The organism is Anaerotignum propionicum DSM 1682 (assembly GCF_001561955.1).
Taxonomy (GTDB): Bacteria; Bacillota; Clostridia; order Lachnospirales; family Anaerotignaceae; genus Chakrabartyella; species Chakrabartyella propionicum.
Genome location: NZ_CP014223.1, coordinates 64,862 through 82,069 on the forward strand (window position 1 = coordinate 64,862; position 17,208 = coordinate 82,069).

At 40.7% G+C, this 17,208-nt stretch carries 20 protein-coding genes and 1 riboswitch; of the genes, 17 read left to right on the top strand and 3 right to left on the bottom strand.

Features of this window, described 5'->3' with window-relative positions; translation table 11 throughout:
- The 14 genes from CPRO_RS00275 (at position 1) to CPRO_RS00330 (ending at position 11,085) form a co-directional block, all read left to right on the top strand.
- Positions 1-444 carry a DUF6773 family protein gene (locus tag CPRO_RS00275; RefSeq protein ID WP_066046573.1) on the top strand — a complete coding sequence of 148 codons (444 nt, stop codon included), beginning with the start codon at positions 1-3 and terminating at the stop codon, positions 442-444.
- 27 nt (positions 445-471) lie between these two features.
- Entirely contained in the window at positions 472-909 is a 438-nt protein-coding gene (locus CPRO_RS00280; protein ID WP_082754161.1) for a DUF6773 family protein, read from the top strand.
- A 156-nt stretch (positions 910-1,065) separates the two neighbouring features.
- Positions 1,066-1,353: a 30S ribosomal protein S6 gene (gene rpsF / locus CPRO_RS00285; protein WP_066046575.1), complete on the top strand. Its 288-nt coding sequence runs from the start codon at positions 1,066-1,068 to the stop codon at positions 1,351-1,353.
- Positions 1,354-1,368: 15 nt separating this feature from the next.
- Positions 1,369-1,800 carry a single-stranded DNA-binding protein gene (locus tag CPRO_RS00290; RefSeq protein ID WP_066046578.1) on the top strand — a complete coding sequence of 144 codons (432 nt, stop codon included), beginning with the start codon at positions 1,369-1,371 and terminating at the stop codon, positions 1,798-1,800.
- Between the two features lie 27 nt (positions 1,801-1,827).
- Positions 1,828-2,058 (top strand): 30S ribosomal protein S18, encoded by a 231-nt coding sequence (rpsR, locus tag CPRO_RS00295; protein ID WP_066046580.1) that lies wholly within the window; start codon positions 1,828-1,830, stop codon positions 2,056-2,058.
- 537 nt (positions 2,059-2,595) lie between these two features.
- Positions 2,596-2,712, top strand: a riboswitch (FMN riboswitch).
- 191 nt (positions 2,713-2,903) lie between these two features.
- A complete protein-coding gene (locus CPRO_RS00300) occupies positions 2,904-3,488 on the top strand; it encodes an ECF transporter S component (RefSeq protein WP_200777648.1) in 585 nt (194 codons plus the stop codon).
- Positions 3,489-3,686: 198 nt separating this feature from the next.
- On the top strand, positions 3,687-4,760 hold the full coding sequence (locus CPRO_RS00305) for a D-alanine--D-alanine ligase family protein (protein ID WP_066046582.1): 1,074 nt from the start codon (positions 3,687-3,689) through the stop codon (positions 4,758-4,760).
- An 18-nt stretch (positions 4,761-4,778) separates the two neighbouring features.
- Positions 4,779-5,582 (top strand): glutamate racemase, encoded by an 804-nt coding sequence (gene murI, locus CPRO_RS00310; protein WP_066046584.1) that lies wholly within the window; start codon positions 4,779-4,781, stop codon positions 5,580-5,582.
- A 237-nt stretch (positions 5,583-5,819) separates the two neighbouring features.
- Positions 5,820-6,953 carry an HD-GYP domain-containing protein gene (locus CPRO_RS14760; RefSeq protein ID WP_072743365.1) on the top strand — a complete coding sequence of 378 codons (1,134 nt, stop codon included), beginning with the start codon at positions 5,820-5,822 and terminating at the stop codon, positions 6,951-6,953.
- A complete protein-coding gene (locus tag CPRO_RS00315; RefSeq protein WP_066053548.1) occupies positions 6,901-7,248 on the top strand; it encodes an Hpt domain-containing protein in 348 nt (115 codons plus the stop codon). Before CPRO_RS14760 ends, CPRO_RS00315 begins: the two co-directional genes overlap by 53 nt.
- 367 nt (positions 7,249-7,615) lie before the next feature.
- Positions 7,616-7,930, top strand: coding sequence for a thioredoxin (trxA, locus tag CPRO_RS00320; RefSeq protein WP_066046587.1), 315 nt, complete (start codon positions 7,616-7,618; stop codon positions 7,928-7,930).
- A 340-nt stretch (positions 7,931-8,270) separates the two neighbouring features.
- Positions 8,271-8,411 carry a hypothetical protein gene (locus CPRO_RS15120; protein WP_157881601.1) on the top strand — a complete coding sequence of 47 codons (141 nt, stop codon included), beginning with the start codon at positions 8,271-8,273 and terminating at the stop codon, positions 8,409-8,411.
- Between the two features lie 139 nt (positions 8,412-8,550).
- Complete coding sequence (locus tag CPRO_RS00325) at positions 8,551-10,089, top strand: L-lactate permease (protein WP_157881602.1); 1,539 nt, start codon at positions 8,551-8,553, stop codon at positions 10,087-10,089.
- Between the two features lie 54 nt (positions 10,090-10,143).
- The gene (locus CPRO_RS00330; RefSeq protein ID WP_066046593.1) at positions 10,144-11,085 is read left to right on the top strand and encodes an L-lactate dehydrogenase; all 942 of its coding nucleotides are present in this window, start codon (positions 10,144-10,146) and stop codon (positions 11,083-11,085) included.
- 705 nt (positions 11,086-11,790) lie between these two features.
- On the opposite strand, the gene CPRO_RS00335 is transcribed toward CPRO_RS00330, so the two are convergent.
- The 3 genes from CPRO_RS00335 to CPRO_RS00345 form a co-directional block, all read right to left on the bottom strand.
- Positions 11,791-12,990, bottom strand: a complete 1,200-nt coding sequence (locus tag CPRO_RS00335) for a vWA domain-containing protein (protein ID WP_066046596.1) — start codon at positions 12,988-12,990, stop codon at positions 11,791-11,793.
- A 16-nt stretch (positions 12,991-13,006) separates the two neighbouring features.
- On the bottom strand, positions 13,007-13,819 hold the full coding sequence (locus CPRO_RS00340; protein WP_066046598.1) for an AAA family ATPase: 813 nt from the start codon (positions 13,817-13,819) through the stop codon (positions 13,007-13,009).
- A 203-nt stretch (positions 13,820-14,022) separates the two neighbouring features.
- Positions 14,023-14,283 (bottom strand): AbrB/MazE/SpoVT family DNA-binding domain-containing protein, encoded by a 261-nt coding sequence (locus CPRO_RS00345; protein ID WP_066046600.1) that lies wholly within the window; start codon positions 14,281-14,283, stop codon positions 14,023-14,025.
- A 354-nt stretch (positions 14,284-14,637) separates the two neighbouring features.
- Between CPRO_RS00345 and CPRO_RS00350 the strand changes: the two genes are divergently transcribed.
- The 3 genes from CPRO_RS00350 to CPRO_RS00360 all read left to right on the top strand — a co-directional run bounded on the left by CPRO_RS00350 (position 14,638) and on the right by CPRO_RS00360 (position 17,208).
- Positions 14,638-15,213, top strand: a complete 576-nt coding sequence (locus tag CPRO_RS00350; protein WP_066046602.1) for a nucleoside recognition domain-containing protein — start codon at positions 14,638-14,640, stop codon at positions 15,211-15,213.
- A gap of 4 nt (positions 15,214-15,217) precedes the next feature.
- A complete protein-coding gene (locus tag CPRO_RS00355) occupies positions 15,218-15,751 on the top strand; it encodes a spore maturation protein (protein ID WP_066046605.1) in 534 nt (177 codons plus the stop codon).
- 128 nt (positions 15,752-15,879) lie between these two features.
- Positions 15,880-17,208: an FG-GAP repeat domain-containing protein gene (locus CPRO_RS00360; RefSeq protein ID WP_066046607.1), complete on the top strand. Its 1,329-nt coding sequence runs from the start codon at positions 15,880-15,882 to the stop codon at positions 17,206-17,208.

Below are 17,208 nucleotides of genomic sequence, written 5' to 3' on the forward strand. Positions count from 1 at the left end.
ATGTTAGCCCAAAGAAAATTTGAAGATGAACGTTTGGAGCGGGTCAAAAACAAAATTTCAACAGAGTGGTTTATCGCAATTTATTACCTTTGCTTTATCTCTGTTATAGCGAAGCTCTTTTATTTTGATATGAATTATCAACAATGCATTACAGAATTTATTTTTATATTGCTAACGCCTTTGTATTTCAACATTCGCCCAAGGCAATTGGGGATTGCTTTTCCTGATGACAGAAGGCTAAACAAAAGAATAATGTATAGTTTGTTACTTATGAGCACAATTTTGGTTATTTTAGCAGGCTGGGTTGGAGGCATAGAAAGTGTAATTAATTGGGTTGCAACCTTACTGATTTATGGTTTTATTGCTGTTGCCCTTGGGGGCATTATCATTCCGGCGGAAAAGGAAAGAAAAAAGAAGCTGGAAGAACAGTGGAGCGACGATTGAAAATTTGAATAATAGGAGGTAATTAAAATGAAGATAAAAGATGAAAGAGTGGAGCAGTCTAAAAATAAGATTTATGGGGAATTATTTCAGTTAGCATATCTTTTTGTTGTGGCGGCCTTTTTGGTAAAAGTGTTATTTTTTAAAATGGATTTAACCCAGTGCATTACGGAGTATGTGATTATGATTGTGGCTCCTATCTACCAAATGGTGCGCAGTCGTCAATTGGGGGTAGTCCTGGCTACAAATCTTCGCCAGCAGATGAGTCCAAAAAGAAATATTGCAGGAGCCCTTGTGGGAATTGTGTTTTTCTTTCTGTTTTGGCTGTTTAGCGGCAGACAAGTATCTAAAGAATTCGCAATTTCTTATATTGTTACTTTTTGTGTTGTGTTCTTTCTGGCCAGAGCCATGTTCGTTCGTTTGGAGGAGCGCAGAATGAAAAAATTGGAACAGGAATATGGAGATTAAGCAGAAAAGCCTTCGAAATCATGAGAAAGAGGAAAAAAAGCTTGCACTACCGTGTTTTTTGTGATATTTTATTTTAGAGTCGGTAATTGTGCCGACTCAAATCCTTGTTCTCCCAATAAGGGGAGAGCCATATGTCCAAAAGGAGGTGTAACCCACATGAACAAGTACGAATTAGCTATGGTTTTAAGTCCCGCACTGGACGAAGAAGGCAGAGTAGAAGAAGTAGCGAAAGTTCAGGCTACTTTGGAAAGATTCGGCGCGAAAATCGAAAAAGTTGATGATTGGGGCAAAAGAAAGCTTGCTTACGAAATTAAAAAAGTAAACGAAGGTTTCTTAAGCTTCACAACATTCGAAGCTCCCGCTAATGCTCCCGCAGAAGTTGAAGCTCGTATGCGTATTATGGAAAACGTTTTACGTTATCTCATTATCCGCAAAGAGGCGTAAGAAGGAGGTAATCCTATGAACAAAGTGATTCTTATGGGTCGATTGACCAAGGACCCCGAGGTTAGATATTCTCAGGGAAATGAACCTTTGGCCGTAGCCAGATACTCTTTGGCGGTGAACCGCCGTTTCAAACGCCAAGGCGAGCCCGACGCTGACTTTATCAATTGTGTTTCCTTTGGTAAAGCAGGCGAATTCGCGGAAAAATACTTCAAAAAAGGTCAGATGGTTAGCGTTATCGGTAGACTTCAGGTTCGCTCCTGGGACGATAACGAGGGCAAAAAACGCTGGAGCACAGACGTTGTGGTAGAGGAGCAATACTTTGCCGAAAGCAAAGCATCCTTCGAAGGCCATAAGGCCGATGCCCCCGCTGCACCCAAGCAGACAGCCCAAGATGATGGCTTTTACCCAATCGATGAAAGCATCGAAGACGACGATCTGCCCTTCTAAAATTCAGTAAAGAAGGAGGACTTAGACATGATTCAGAAAAAACGTGGTCGTAGAAAAAAACGCGTTTGCCAATGTTGTGCGGATAAAATAACAACCGTAGACTACAAAGATGTAAATAAGCTGAGAAGATATGTTTCTGAAAGAGGCAAAATCCTTCCCAGAAGAATTACAGGCAACTGCGCTAAGCACCAGAGAGCGTTGACAACTGCTATCAAAAGAGCAAGACACGTAGCCCTGATGCCTTATACACAGGATTAAGAAATGTAAAAAGCCCATTGCTTTGCAATAAGGGCTTTTTTTGTGCACAAAAATCAGGTATGATATATTATATAGTATCTAAAATAGATGTTTCAAGTAAAATATCTTTAAAAACAGTATAGAAAAAGATTGAAACAATCCCATCTTTTGAATCATTAGAATTACTTTTGTTACTTTACAGAAACCGTATTCCATGGGTTTGTAATAAGAGATTAAAAAACGAAAGGGAGTGAATGCTTTGCTATTATTTATGTTGACAACTGCAGCTAAACAGGGTCAGGACATACCCCCGGTGCTGCCTTTGTTTTTAGGATTTTTATTGGCGCTGGTTTTACTAAATTTAGGCTTGAGCTTTTTCAGAAAAAAAGGGGAAGACCAGCGTAAAAATTCATCGGATGCCCAAGAGAAGAGATAGCCCAAACCTTAACTTTTCAGGACAAAATTGGCGAAATCTCCATAAGAATGCAGAAAAATCTTGTTATTTGGTGTTGACTTTCCTTTCTCTTGGATTTATAATGTGACTGTAATTAAATATATGAAATTCTTCAGGGCAGGGTGAAATTCCCGATCGGCGGTAAAGTCCGCGAGCGCACTTGCGCAGGATTTGGTGTAACTCCAAAACCGACAGTATAGTCTGGATGGAAGAAGAATAAAAGTTTGATGTTTTTTTGTGGAAAAAAGTATTTTTTTCTGCGAATTTCCGTCAGCCTTTATTTTGCTTATTTAGCCTGAAGATTTTCAGGCTTTTTCTTTTGCTGTGGGATAAAGCCCGTTAGAAAGAAGAAGTTCGCTTTTATTTCTTGGCGATAACCTGAAAATTTTAGACGAAAATGGAGGAGAAGTAAATGGAAAACGTATCTTCAAAAGTAACAGTAACAAAAAACAACAAAAAAATGTCCACAAGGGTTATGGTGTCTTTGGCAATGCTAGGGGCTATCTCTATTGTGTTGGTGTCTGCAATTCACTTTCCTTTGATCCCTGCGGCGGCATTCTTGGAATATGACCCTGCCGATATCCCAATTTTAATTGGTGCTTTTGCCTTTGGTCCCGTTGCAGGCTTATTGCTTGCAATCGTTGTTTCCATAGTGCAGGGTTTAACGGTGAGTGCAGGCAGTGGGATTATAGGCATCGTAATGCATATTTTTGCAACAGGCGCATGTGCCTTCGTTGCAGGAAGCATTTATAAGAAAAATAAAACCAGAAAAAACGCAGTTCTTGCTCTAGTGGTTGGTGCTTTAGTGCAGACTGGGGCTATGGTTATCATGAACATGATATTCACACCCTTATTCATGAATATGCCTTTAGAAAAAGTTATTCCTATGCTGGTTCCTATCATCATTCCTTTTAACTTGTTAAAGGCGGGTATCAACGGCACTATGACGTTTTTATTGTATAAATCCATTTCCCATCTTTTAAAGGGTAATGCTTAATCCAATGGAAGCATTTGTGGCGAAACAACTTTGATGTGAAAGGTCGTTCCTCTGTTCAACACGGGGGACGACTTGTTTTTTTTGCCATGAATAAGCTGAAAAAAGGAATTATCAATTTTTTTATTGTCAGCCAATGATAGATTGCATATAATGGTACTGATTGGACTCGGCTTTTAGGAGCAGAAAAGAGGTTTGTATATGAATAGAAAAACTGTAATCGTATTATTCGGCGGACAGTCGTCAGAACACGAAGTTTCCAGAATGTCTGCAACAACGATGATTAATGAAATAGATAGTAAAAAGTATCAGGTTATCCCAGTCGGTATTACAAAAGAAGGAGAATGGCTTGTTTATACAGGCCCTACAGAGCATATCAAAACAGGCCAATGGGAGAAATATGCAACCCCCGCAATTATAAGCCCTGATGCTAAGCAAAAAGCCCTTTTGAAAATAGTAAACGGACATGTAAAGGTAATTCCTGTGGATGTGGTAATTCCAGCTCTGCATGGTGCATGGGGGGAAGACGGAACCATTCAAGGTCTCTTGGAAATGGCATGTATCCCTTATGTAGGCTGCGGTGTTTTATCCTCTGCTGTCTGCATGGATAAGGTTTTTACCAAATTAATTGCAAAAAATGCAGCAGTTCCTCAAGCGAAATACATCTGGTTTCAAAAAGAGGAGCTGGAAGATATGGATAAATTGGTGGAGCGGGTGGAAAAGAAGCTGGGCTATCCTTGCTTTGTAAAACCCGCAAATACAGGCTCATCCGTGGGCATTAGCAAGGCTAAAAACAAAGAAACCTTAGTCAATGCAATCAACTTGGCGGCAGAGTATGACCGTAAAATTATTGTGGAAGAGGCGATTATTGGCAGAGAATTTGAATGCTCTGTTCTTGGCAATGAGGCGCCTGTAGTGAGCGGTGTCGGCGAGGTGTTGCCGGCGGCAGAATTTTATGATTATGATGCGAAATATAACAATAGCGAGTCCCGTACTGTAATCCCTGCTCCTATTACAGCTGAGGAAGAGAAAACCATACGAAAGATTGCCGCAAAAATTTATCAGGCGGTAGATGGCAGCGGTTTGTCGCGGGTTGACTTTTTTATGGAGGAGGAAACAGGGCGGGTTTTGTTTAATGAAATCAACACTATGCCCGGCTTTACTGCTATTAGTATGTATCCTATGCTGTGGGAAACGGCTGGAGTAACAAAAGCAGAACTAATGGATTGCTTGATTGAATTGGCCCTCACCCGTGATAATGGAATCCGAGGCTGAAAAGAAAGAAGGAACCTTATGGATAAAAGACCGATTGGTATATTTGACTCGGGAGTGGGCGGATTGACAGTTGTAAAACAGGTCATGAAGGTCATGCCTCATGAAAATATCGTTTATTTTGGCGATACAGCCCGCTTACCCTATGGCAGCAAGTCAAAGGAGGCGGTGACGAAGTTTTCCAAGCAAAATGTACGCTTTTTGCTTACCAAGGAAGTAAAGGCGATTATTGTTGCCTGCAATACGGCCAGCTCCAATAGCTTGGAAGAGCTGCATAGCGCCTTCGATGTACCTATTTTTGGGGTGGTGGATGCAGGGGTGGGTGAAGCCCTTCGATCCACCCACAACAAAAAAATCGGTGTAATCGGTACGGCGGCTACAGTGCGCTCTGGGGCATATGAAAAAATGATTTGCAAAAAAGATGGGGAAATGCAGGTGTTTTCCAGAGCGTGTCCCCTGTTTGTTCCATTGGCTGAGGAAGGCTGGACGGATAACCAGGTGGCTCGATTGGCAGCGGAAAAATATTTGGAGGATTTGTTGGCAAAGGGCATCGACTCTTTGGTTTTGGGTTGCACCCATTATCCCTTGTTGAAGAAATGTATCGGTGGCATTGTGGGGGATGAAGTAAAGCTGGTTGATCCGGCAAAAGCCACGGCAAAACAAGTAAAGCTTTTTTTGCAGGAAAAGGGCATTGTAAACCTTGAGGAAAAGGCAGGTGAAAGAACCTTTTATCTGAGCGACTATACAGATATGTTTTATTCCATTTGCCAAAAGGCTCTGAAACAAGGATATGATCCGGAGATTATAGATATTGAGCAATTTTAATGTAGGAATTTGTTTTTGCATCTAAGAAATCTTTACCCTCTGTTTCCCTTATGTTATAATTAAAAAGTAAGGTAAAATTTACCAATTAATGTGTTAACGGATTTTCGGAAAACCCCGCCCACTTTTGCGGGGCTTTCGAAATAGTTGAAAGGGGTACAAGCTCTTGTTTTATCAAGGGGTAGCCGAAGGGAATCATTTGCGAGTCGTTTGAATAAAAATCTGAAATGGAGGAAAAGCATGGCGGCGAATGAAAGAAGGGCGATATTGGTAGTAGATGATGTTGAAGTAAACCGTGTAATCCTCCGTGAAATTTTTCAAGATAAGTATACAATTTTGGAGGCTGAAAACGGGATAGAGGCCCTGGAGGTTATTGATGCTCATGGGGAAATCTTAGCAGCAGTGGTGCTGGATATTATTATGCCGGTAATGGACGGTTTTGGTGTTCTGGAGATTTTGCATGAGCGAAACTTCATGGAAAAGGTGCCGGTTTTTTTGATTACGGCAGAGTGCACGGAGGAGTCTACCCTTCGTGGGTATGAATTGGGTGTTATGGACGTTATAGAACGCCCAATTATTGCCCATATTGTGAAAAAACGGATAGAAAGCATTATGGAGCTTTGTACCATGCGCAATCAATTAAACCAACAGGTACAATTGCAAGAAATAGAGTTGGATGAGAAAACGAAAGAAATTCAGGGCTTGAACAATGCAATGATTGGGGCATTGGCTACCGCTATTGAATTTCGAGATTGTGAAAGCGGAGAACATGTCAAACGAATTCATGATTTGACATTATTTTTTCTGCAAAAGACAGCCTTTGGAAAAGGTTTGAAGAAAGCGGAAATAGATAAGATTGCCACTGCGGCAATTATGCATGATGTGGGAAAAATCGCAATTCCCGACTATATTTTAAATAAGCCGGGCAGGCTTACAGCTGAGGAGTTTTTGATTATGAAAACCCATACTGTTAGAGGCTGCGAATTATTAGATCAGATTCCTGCAATTCATCATAATTCTGTTTATCATTATGCTTATGATATATGTAGGCATCATCATGAACGGTGGGATGGCAGGGGTTATCCTGATGGACTAAAGGGAGACGAAATATCACCATGGTCTCAGATTGTTTCTTTGGCGGATGTGTATGATGCATTAACCAGTGAAAGGATTTATAAACAGGCATATTCCCATGAAAAAGCGGTTGAAATGATTATAGGTGGGGAATGCGGTATCTTCAATCCTGCATTGATGGAAGAATTTTTGAAACTCTCCCGAGAAATAAAAGAGATGATGCAATCACAGCAAAGTGGGTGTGGATGTGGAAAAATTGGAGAAAGCCAAGCTGACAGTAGCAGGGGTGAATCTGCATAGCGGCATGGAACGATTTATGAATAATGAGGGACTCTATGAGACATTTTTATTAAAATTTCCCAGGGACTTAAATATGGAAAGATTGAGACAAGCTCTAGCGGAGGAGGAAGCCTCTTTGGCTTTTCGTGTGGCCCATACATTATTAGGAATTGCTGCAAATTTATCCATGGAGTCCCTTTATGAAGTATTGCGTCCTGCTACAGAGGCTCTAAGAGAGGGAAATATAGCTTTGGCAAAAAAACTTATGCCTCGGGTTGAAGAGGCGTACCTTTTGATTATAGAAGCTTTAAAATAAATAGGAAAAAGGGTACCCTTTCCGTCATTGCGACTGTAAGGATACCCTTTTTTAAGGGGAAGAAGTAGAAAGAATGTTATTATATGGGGGAGAATAACATTCTCAATAATCAGTATTACCCTATTCAGAAAGATTTATTCTAATAATAAAAAATAAAGCAATGAATATAATTTAATTTATATATTTATCACTGCAAGCTGCAGGAGTAATAAAAGAGTTTTGGCAAGTGTTGAGTTATGTGACTAAGTCAATAAGAACTATTATTATTTAGTAAAAAATATTGATTTATTTGAATGCCTATGCTATACTCAAATCAAAGAATAGGTTTCGTATTTTTGGAGAAAATCAGAACTAGGAGGAATGAAAAATGTTGCAGATTAAATCAGATAAATTTCAAAAAGAAGTACTAGAGAGTAAAGTCCCGGTTTTAGTTGATTTTTCAGCTACATGGTGTGGACCTTGTAAGATGATGGGACCTGTTTTGGAACAGCTTTCTGCTGAATATGAAGGCAAGGCAAAGGTTTTTAAGGTTGATATTGACGAGTCTATGGATTTGGCACAAAAATATCAGATAATGAGCGTTCCAAATATGCTGTTTTTTAAGGATGGTAAACCTGTTGACGCTGTCGTTGGTGTAACCCCTCCAACTGTTTTGAAGCAAAAGCTGGATAGTATTGTATAAAAACCATTGATAATACTTCTCCTCATGGATATTTGTTTGTGTGAACCCCCTGGGCATCTGCCTGGGGGTGTTTTTGTATTTATTTTTGCACATTGGTGTAGAAAAAAAATAGGCAATAATGTACACAAAATACATTTAAAAAAATAATTTCGGAATTATGTATGCCAATAAATACATTTAGTTATAAAACATTAGTATTTTTGTCGGTGCAAAAAATATTTTGTATAAAAAGTTGTACAATTTGTGAAAAACAGGGGAAATGGGCGGCGTTGACACCCATAAAAGAAAGTGGTATTGTTTTGCTATTCCATTTTTAGAAAGAATAAGGGAGGTATTTCCTATGAATTATGTTGCGTTGTGTACAACTCAATATGGTATTGAGCTGATTATTAGCGCTATCCTTCTGGTCCTCGTGGTGATTATTATGGGCAAAGAGAAGAATAGTGCTGATTGTCATGTGAGAAATACCTCTATAATATGAGAAGAGACAGGAAAGAACACTCTTAGGCATAAAAGAGGAAAGGGACTCGTGGCGATCGCCATGAGTCCTTTTATTTTTGAAAAATGGATTTGCATGAAACAAAGAACATATTGAAAACAGTCAAAAAAAGGAGATGGTTATGATGGATTTTGTAATGGCACTTAGCCCCTTGGTATTAATTTTGGTGGGAATAGTTGTTCTGAAAAAACCTGCAATGAAGGTCGCACCGGTAGGGCTAGTGTATATTATTATTCTTGCTTTTACATATTTTAGCCCCGCAGATGCAGTGTTTAAAGATACCGTCACCATGGTAGATGGGCTGTTATGGAAGGGTATCAAGGAAGGTACAAAAATTGTTATGCTGGTTTTCTCTTCCTTTTTGCTGCTAAACCTGATGCAACGCTCAGGCGCCATGAAGCAAGTGCAAAATACTTTGGCAGGGGTTACCGATGACCGTAGAGCACAGCTGATTATTGTTGGGCTTATGGTGCCTATCTTTTTAGAGGGTGCTGCCGGAGCAGGTTCCCCAGCGGCAATCGCTGCTCCGTTTTTGGTTGGTCTGGGTTTTGATCCAATTGTTGCCATTGTGGTTGCACTGTTGGGGGATGCCACACCATGTTCATGGGGGGGAGCAGGTCTTACCACCATCACTGGAGGCTCTTATTTGGTGGAGCAGGGTATTAGTACAGCTTCCCTAAATTCTGCCATGGTTGGTAGAATTCATATGTTTGGTGTTTTTGTGATTCCATTTTTGATTGTAATGATTGCTTTTGGGAAAAAAGGCTTTAAAGGAATTATACCTTATTTATTATTTGCAGGAATCAGCACAGGACTCATTATGTTTGGCCTTTCAAACTTTATCGGGCCTGAAATCACCAGTCTTGGAACAGGCTTACTGTCTATTGTATGTTCAATTATTTATTTAAAGCTGGTAAAAATCAAAACCCCTGAGGAGTTTCGTTATAAAGGAGAAAATGGTTTTAGCGGCAAAGAAAATACGGAGTTGCGCCGTTATTCTTCTTTCCACGCATTGTCTCCTTATTTGGTATTGGTAGTATTACTCCCCGTGGTACGCTATACGGTACCTTTCTCGATTTTGACGACTTTCGGATACATTGTTTGGGTTGACGTTGTGGTGTTTTTGTGTGCCTGCATAGGTTGCGTCATTTTGGGTGTCAGTGCAGAAGGTTTCTTCGATACCATGAAGCAGACGATCATGCGTGTGGTTCCTGTATTGGTTACCATGGGTTCCTTATTGACGGTTTCTTACATTATGCAAAATAGCCAAACCGGCATGATACAGTTAATTGCTTCCACCATTGCCAATACAGCAGGCCCCTTGTATCCTGCGGCGGCAGTTGCCATTGGTTCCGCAGGCTCCTTTATTACAGGCACAGGCCTTGGCTCCAATATTATGTTTGCACCTATGCATTTAAATGCGGCAAACATGCTGGGATTAAATCCCATTACAGTTTTTGCGGGGCAGAATGCGGGAGGCTCATTGGGGAATTTAATTTGTCCCAATAACGTTGTTGCTGCATGTGCAACGGTAGGGGTGATTGGCAAAGAAGGGGAAGTTTTGAAACGAACCATGGCAGCATTTGCCGTCATTTTAACGATTTATATGACGTTGAGTATGATATATACACATATTCTTTTTTCTGGCTTTGGCTTATAATCATTCCATTTTGGAATATAACAAAATACAATTTCATATTAGGAGGTTTTTCAAATGAAAACAAGAAGTGTTGGTATTGTCGGAGTCGGTCATGTTGGTGCCCATTGTGCCTATAGCTTAGCGGTACAAGGCATTGTGGATGAATTGGTTTTAGTAGATATAAATGAACAAAAAGCAATCAGCGAGTGTCAGGATTTAAGGGATAGCGTTGCTTATTTGCCCCATCGGGTAGAGGTACGCACCGGCGGATATGCTGATTTAAAGGATTGTGATGTGGTGGTTGTCAGCGTTGGTGTTATTACTAAGAGTAATAACCGTTTGGATGAATTGAATGTATCCATCGGCATGGTAAACAGCTTTGTAAAGCAGGTGGTGGATGCAGGGTTTAACGGCATTTTCATTAATATTACAAACCCTTGTGACATTATTGCAAGACAGGTGCATAAGCTTTCCGGTTTTGATAAATCCCGTGTATTTGGTACAGGCACAGGCTTGGATAGCTCTCGTTTCAAGGCCGTTTTGTCCAGAGAAACTGGCATTGATCATAAATCACTGGTGGCATATACCATGGGTGAGCACGGAGATTCCCAAATGGCACCTTGGTCTCATGTGACAGTAAATGGAAAACCTCTTGCAGAGCTTGCTAAAGAGAATGATAAATACAAAGTGGATCAGGCTGCAGTTTTGGAGGAAGCAACCAAGGGCGGCTGGGTGACTTTCGCTGGGAAAGGCTGCACAGAGTATGGTATTTCGTCAACCCTTGCACGTTTTGTTTATGCAATTTTCCATGATGAAAAGGTGGTTATGCCTTGCAGTACACAGTTAAACGGTGAATATGGGCAGAATGATATTTTTATCAGTACTCCTTGTGTTATTGGGAAAAATGGTGTGGAAGAAGTGTTTGAACTAACCTTAAATGAAGAAGAACTGAAAGCGTTTCAACATTCCTGTGATGTAATCCGTACCAATATCGGTTATATTAACAAGGAGGCATAAGGAAAAGTCTTATATAAATCCCTGAAAGAGAAGAGCATTGCAGTAAACAGACATAATACCGTCATATCAAGGTTTTTTACAAGTCCGCCCTTAGGCGACCGTTCCTTGTGAAGAAGCCATCTATAAATGCTCTTTTCTGCCAGTGATCATATTCCACTGATTGTTCTTGGAAATAAGCTTAAAAGGCTACCTGTTTTTAAATTAGATTTCTCTTTTGGATGTGGCCTGTGAACGATAAAGGAAGACGTACCTTGCGTACCTCCCTCCAAACCTTCCTTTTTTGTTGATCAGATTAACTATCCTAATTGAGGGGTTTATTTTGAAAATAGGACTGCAACAGAAAATAGTATATAGAAAAAATAGTACCAAACCCTCCCTAAGCCTTTGGTTTGATGACGGGGAGATATTGGGTATAAAACACCAGACGGGGTAGGGATAGTGTGTATGCCCAATCATTTCTTGGAAATCGATATTTTTTCTGATATTCTGGGTTTTGCTGTAGTACTGAAAAAAATAAGTTTATAGAAAGCAACGGTGGAGAAAATAGCTCTTTATCAGGGCAAAAGGGTGTTCCTAAGGTCATAATCTGACTTTTGGGAATGCTCTTTTTTCTTGACTGGAAATTTATGAAGGGGAACAAATCGGCGATTAAAGAGTTTCTAAGATATAAAAAAGCTGTATCGGTATTTGCCGATACAGCAGAAATTATCTGGAAACCATGAGCTTTTTCAAAGCGACATTCAGTTCCTCTAGGGATAAGCGATACATATCAAATTCTTTATGAATGATATCATAGGTTTTTGCCCACCAACCGCCCCAAGTAGGACGTTCGGAAGGGTTTAGCCAAACAATGTGAGGGTACTTATCCTTAAATTTTTGTAGCCATTCCATACCTGTTACCTCGTTTCTTACCCCGAAGGAATAGAAACTGGGGTTTAACAGCTCTGAAGGCTCCATTTGGGCATCTCCTACGATGATAACTTTATATTCACTGCTGAGGTTGTTTAACACCCATTCAGTGGAAATGGTATCACGAGGACTTAAATCTGCCTCAGTGTATAATCTAGAATAAATGCAATTGTGAAAATAGTATACCTTTAAATCCTTAAAATGGTTGGATTTGCTTACAGCTTGGAACAGCGCACTGCAAAGCCTGCTGTAATATTCCATAGAGCCGCCACTATCCATCAATAGCAAAAGCTTTACTGTATTTTTTCGTGGCTTTTCATAAACCACCTTTAGATTCCCTGCATTATCGCAAGTTTCACGGATAGTTTCGTCGATGTCAAATTCTGTTCTCGCTTCCTCTGTGCGGGCGGAAAATTGACGAAGCTTACGAAATGCCATTTGAAACTGGCGGGTATCTAGGGTATTATCCTGACGGAAGTCACGGAATTTCCGCTCTCCTGCCACCTGAAACGCACGGCGCTGACCGCCTTGACCGCCAACGCGGATTCCCCTTGGGCTGAAGCCGCTGTTGCCGAAAACAGAAACACCACCTGTGCCCACCCAATAGCTGCCGCCGTTGTGTTCTTCTTTTTGTTCCTCCAGTCTCTCAAGAAACATTTTTTGTATTTCGCTCTGAGACAGTTGCTCATTTTCCATGGCACGAGCCATATCAAATTCTTTTCCCGGTTCATCAGCGGGATTTTCCAACCAATCCAAAAGCTCCTTGGGCAATTCATCGGTGGCAAATTCCATATCTTTAAAGAATTCAAGGAAGGCACCATCGAATTTATCAAAGTCCGTTTCACTTTTTACAAGCACACTGCGGCAAAGATAGTAAAAGCCCGTAAAGCTGGAGCCATGAAGGCCCTTGTCCAATGCTTCCACCAGAGACATCCATTCGTTCAGGGAAACGTTAAGCCCTCTGGCACGAAGCAGATAAAAAAATGAAGTAAACATATCGGCTCACCTGCTTTTACTTTAAATATCTCCTCATGGTGTCAATATCCTCGTTCTTTTTTAACAATACCCCAGCAAAGGGTACTTTTTCTTTGATTTTATCGGGGTCAATGCCACCCAGAACCAAAGCCTGAATCCAGTCGATTACCTCTGATGTGCTGGGTTTTTTCTGAATGTTATACAGGTCTCTAATCCAATAGAAGGTTTCCAGAACCTGCTCCAAAAGGTGCTCTTCCACATCGGGATAATGCACTTTAATGATTTCTGTCATCTGCTGTTCGTCAGGGAACTCAATATAATGGAAAATGCAGCGACGTAAGAAAGCATCGGGCAATTCCTTTTCAGCGTTTGACGTAATTATAACAATGGGGCGTTGTGCTGCTTTAACGGTTTCTTTTGTTTCGGGGATATAAAATTCCATTTTATCCAACTCCCAAAGTAAGTCGTTGGGGAATTCCAAGTCCGCCTTATCAATCTCATCAATCAATAAAATTGCCTGTTTTTCAGCGGTAAAAGCCTCGCCTAATTTTCCAAGCTTTACATATTTCTGAATATCATCTACGCCTTCGTTGCCGAACTGGCTATCATACAAGCGCTGAACCACGTCATAAACGTAAAGGCCGTCCTGTGCTTTTGTGGTAGACTTAATATTCCAAATAATAAGGTCTTTTCCCAATGCGGTGGAGATTGCTTCTGCCAGCATTGTCTTGCCGGTACCGGGCTCACCCTTGATGAGCAAAGGCTTTTGCAGGGCAATGGCAATATTGACGGAGCGCATTAATTCGTCACTTGCCACATAATCCTTGCTGCCTTGAAATGTTGTATTCATGTCGTTTCCACCCTTCGTTTGTCAAAATTTAATCATAATAATGTTATTTTATGAGATACAATATAGACTTGTCAATAAAAATACCGCTTTTCTTTTTAGAAAAGGGATATAAAATCATAGGAAGTGGGTTTTTTAGGATTAAATCATATAAAAAACAAAGGATATCGACAAAGTCGATACCCTTTTGCTTTTCTTTATACGTTTTACTTCAAATCCAAGCCTGCCAACTTTGCCATTTCCAAAATGGAAGCCTTGGAAACCTTTTTGCCCTTATAGTCAATCAGGTCTTCCATACTGCCGGAAAAAATATCAGCAGGTTCATATTTCTTAAGAACAATGGAATCTTCTTCCACAAAAATTTCTAAAGAGTCCTTGATTTCAATTCCCATATTTCTGCGCAGCTCGATTGGCAGCACTACTCGGCCTAGCTCGTCTACTTTACGAACAATTCCCGTAGATTTCATTTAGTTCACCTCTGAATTGTAATTTTCTGTTATAAGTCACTACTTTTAAACAACTTAGGAAAAGTTTAACACGAAAATCGACAAATTACAACAAAAAATTACTGGTAAGAAAAGGAAAATGTAACCCTCCAAATAGAGAAAATTTATGCATAGCAAACAAATCTTTAGAACTTAGATGAAAAAAGGATTAGAAAAAAAGGGAAATTATGAAATATGTTGAAAAATATGCTTATTTTATTCAAATAAACTATCAATTTTTTTGACGTGTGCAGGTGAAGTTTTTGTGTGGGTCAAGCATGAATGTATGGGGTACAAGCATAGATTAAAGGATAAAGGTACAAGGAGGCGGAAAATATGCTGGATGCAATATGGGGATTTTTTATAATCGGAGGGATTTTGACTGCGGCGTTTTTAGGGCGCATGGATATGGTTACAGCAGCAGTTTTAAGCGGCGGTAAGAGTGCCGTGGAACTGGCAATTACAATGGCAGGTGTGATTGCTATGTGGTCGGGGATATTAAAAATAGCGGAAAAGGGTGGTATGATTGATATTTTGGCAGAAAAATTAACCCCTGCCATGGATTTTTTATTCCCCTCAGTACCAAGGCATCATAAAGCCAGGCAATACATAGCGGCAAACTTCGCTGCAAATTTTTTGGGTTTAGGCTGGGCCGCTACGCCGGCGGGGCTGATGGCAATGAAAGAGTTGCAAAAGCTCAATCAGGATAAGGAGCGAGCCACTGGAGCGATGTGTATGTTTCTAACGGTGAATATGTCCTCCTTACAGCTGGTGACGGTAAATATTTTAGCCTATCGCACAGAGTTTGGTTCCCATGCACCGGCAGAAATTGTGGGGGTAGGGATTGCCGCCACGTTTTTGACAACCCTCATAGGTATTGTTACAGCAAAAATAATGGACAGGACGGAGTGAAAACATGCGGCTGCTATTGGTAATATCGGATTATATTATTCCGGCTACGGTGTTGTTTATTGTATGCTTTGGATGTTTGAAAAAGGTAAAGCTTTATGAAGTCTTTTTGGAGGGGGCCACTGAAGGATTAAAAACCGTGGTGGATATTTTGCCTACCTTAATCGGATTAATTGTTGCTGTGGAGGTTTTCCGTGCAGGAGGACTCTTGGATATTATGACAAATTTCATTCGCCCCATGGCGGAACAGGTAGGATTTCCCGCAGAATTGGCACCCCTAAGCATTATACGTTTGGTTTCTTCTTCGGCGGCAACAGGGCTTTTATTGGATATCTTCCAAAATTTCGGGCCGGATTCCTTTTTGGGGCGGGTTTCTTCGGTAATGATGAGCTGTACCGAAACAGTGTTTTATACCATGAGCCTATATTTTTTGTCCGTAGGAGTTAGGAAGACTCGTTACACCTTGCCATGCGCCTTGATTGCAAATTTTGCAGGGGTGATTGCCGCAGTTATTTTGGTGGAGATGGTCTTTGGAAAATGAATTTGAAAAATCAGAGGGCTTATTATATAATAGAAGCAAATTGTAAAAGAAACATAATTTATTAAATTGGACTTCATAAATCTTTTTGGAACAAAAAAGAAGACCAGCCCTTTGAGAGGAATGAGAATATGAAAAAAGCAATAATGCTGCTCATCGGTGTGTGCTTATTTTGCATGACAGGCTGCAGTGGGAAAGACGGAGATCAAAGCATAAGCCTGTCACCCGCAGAGCAGGAGGCATATGTGGCGCAAATTGATGCTGTAATGGATGAATTTTATTGGAGCTATGATAAGGATAGTCTATCCTTTCACGGCGGCGAAATTCCTCAAGATACCAAAGAAAATGCCCGTTTATTTAACGCCTCTCAGGATGCAGGGTACCCATTAAAATCTGTAGTGGGCAGCCAAAGCGTTGTAGCTACGGCGGAGCTTTTGCACTATAACGGGGATACTGCGGGAGAGGTGAATTGCATTTTTGTAAGCAATCATCTGGCAGGGGTATATTATATCGGTGGTTATGATGAAGAAGAGTATAGTTTGCGGGAGCGGAATCCTTTTTTGGCCAATGGGGACTTTACTGCCTACGAAAATTGGACAGGCATCAATAGTGGATACCGAGAATTGAGCGGCAGTTTGCCTGCGGATGGTTTTGTTGCAAAAAATCGCAGTGGGGTCGTTGCTTCTATTCAAGATGGCAAGGTGGAGTTGTATCATCTATCCGGCCGAGTTATCAGCAGAATGCGTAAAATAAATCCTGCAAAGGGCGTGGAAGCAGTATCGGCAGTTTTTTTGGAGAACGGTAAGGAGGATATGCTGGTGGTTCTTTGGGCCGAAATGGCAGAAGAGGCTATCGAAGGTGAAGGAGAAATAAACAGAGCTGAAAAAATTGTTTTTTATGATTCCAAATTACAGCCTGTCACGGAAGTTCCTTTGGAAAGCGGTGGGGCAACAGCTTTAGGCTCGGAAAAAGGTAAGTTGTTTTTGTTTACAGGTCAGGCCATGGAAACCTATGAATCCGGTGGAGAGGGTTGGCACAAAACCCAGCGGGAATCGCTGCGTCATAGGGTAACCCAGTGTCATATTGCAGATTTAGATGGAGATGGCACAGCAGAATTTCTTATGACCGATGGCATGGATTTATATATGTATCATCATCTGGAAACAGGTCTATTAAAGCTTTGGAGTACCCATTTGGGCGTAGAAAGCTTATATGGAGCTTTATATAGTGGTGATTTAAATGGGGATGGTGTAAAAGAAGTGTATATTTGTGATGCCACAGGGACAGCCATCCGCTATATATTAACAGAGAGAGGACTGCGTTCTTCCAATGAGGATATTCAATATGGACAAGCCATATATCCCTGTGACTGGAATGGCGATGGAATAGATGATTATTGGAATGTAACAGAAGATGTGACAAGGACGGGCAAGCTTTTTCTTTCCAAGCCTGCATCCTAG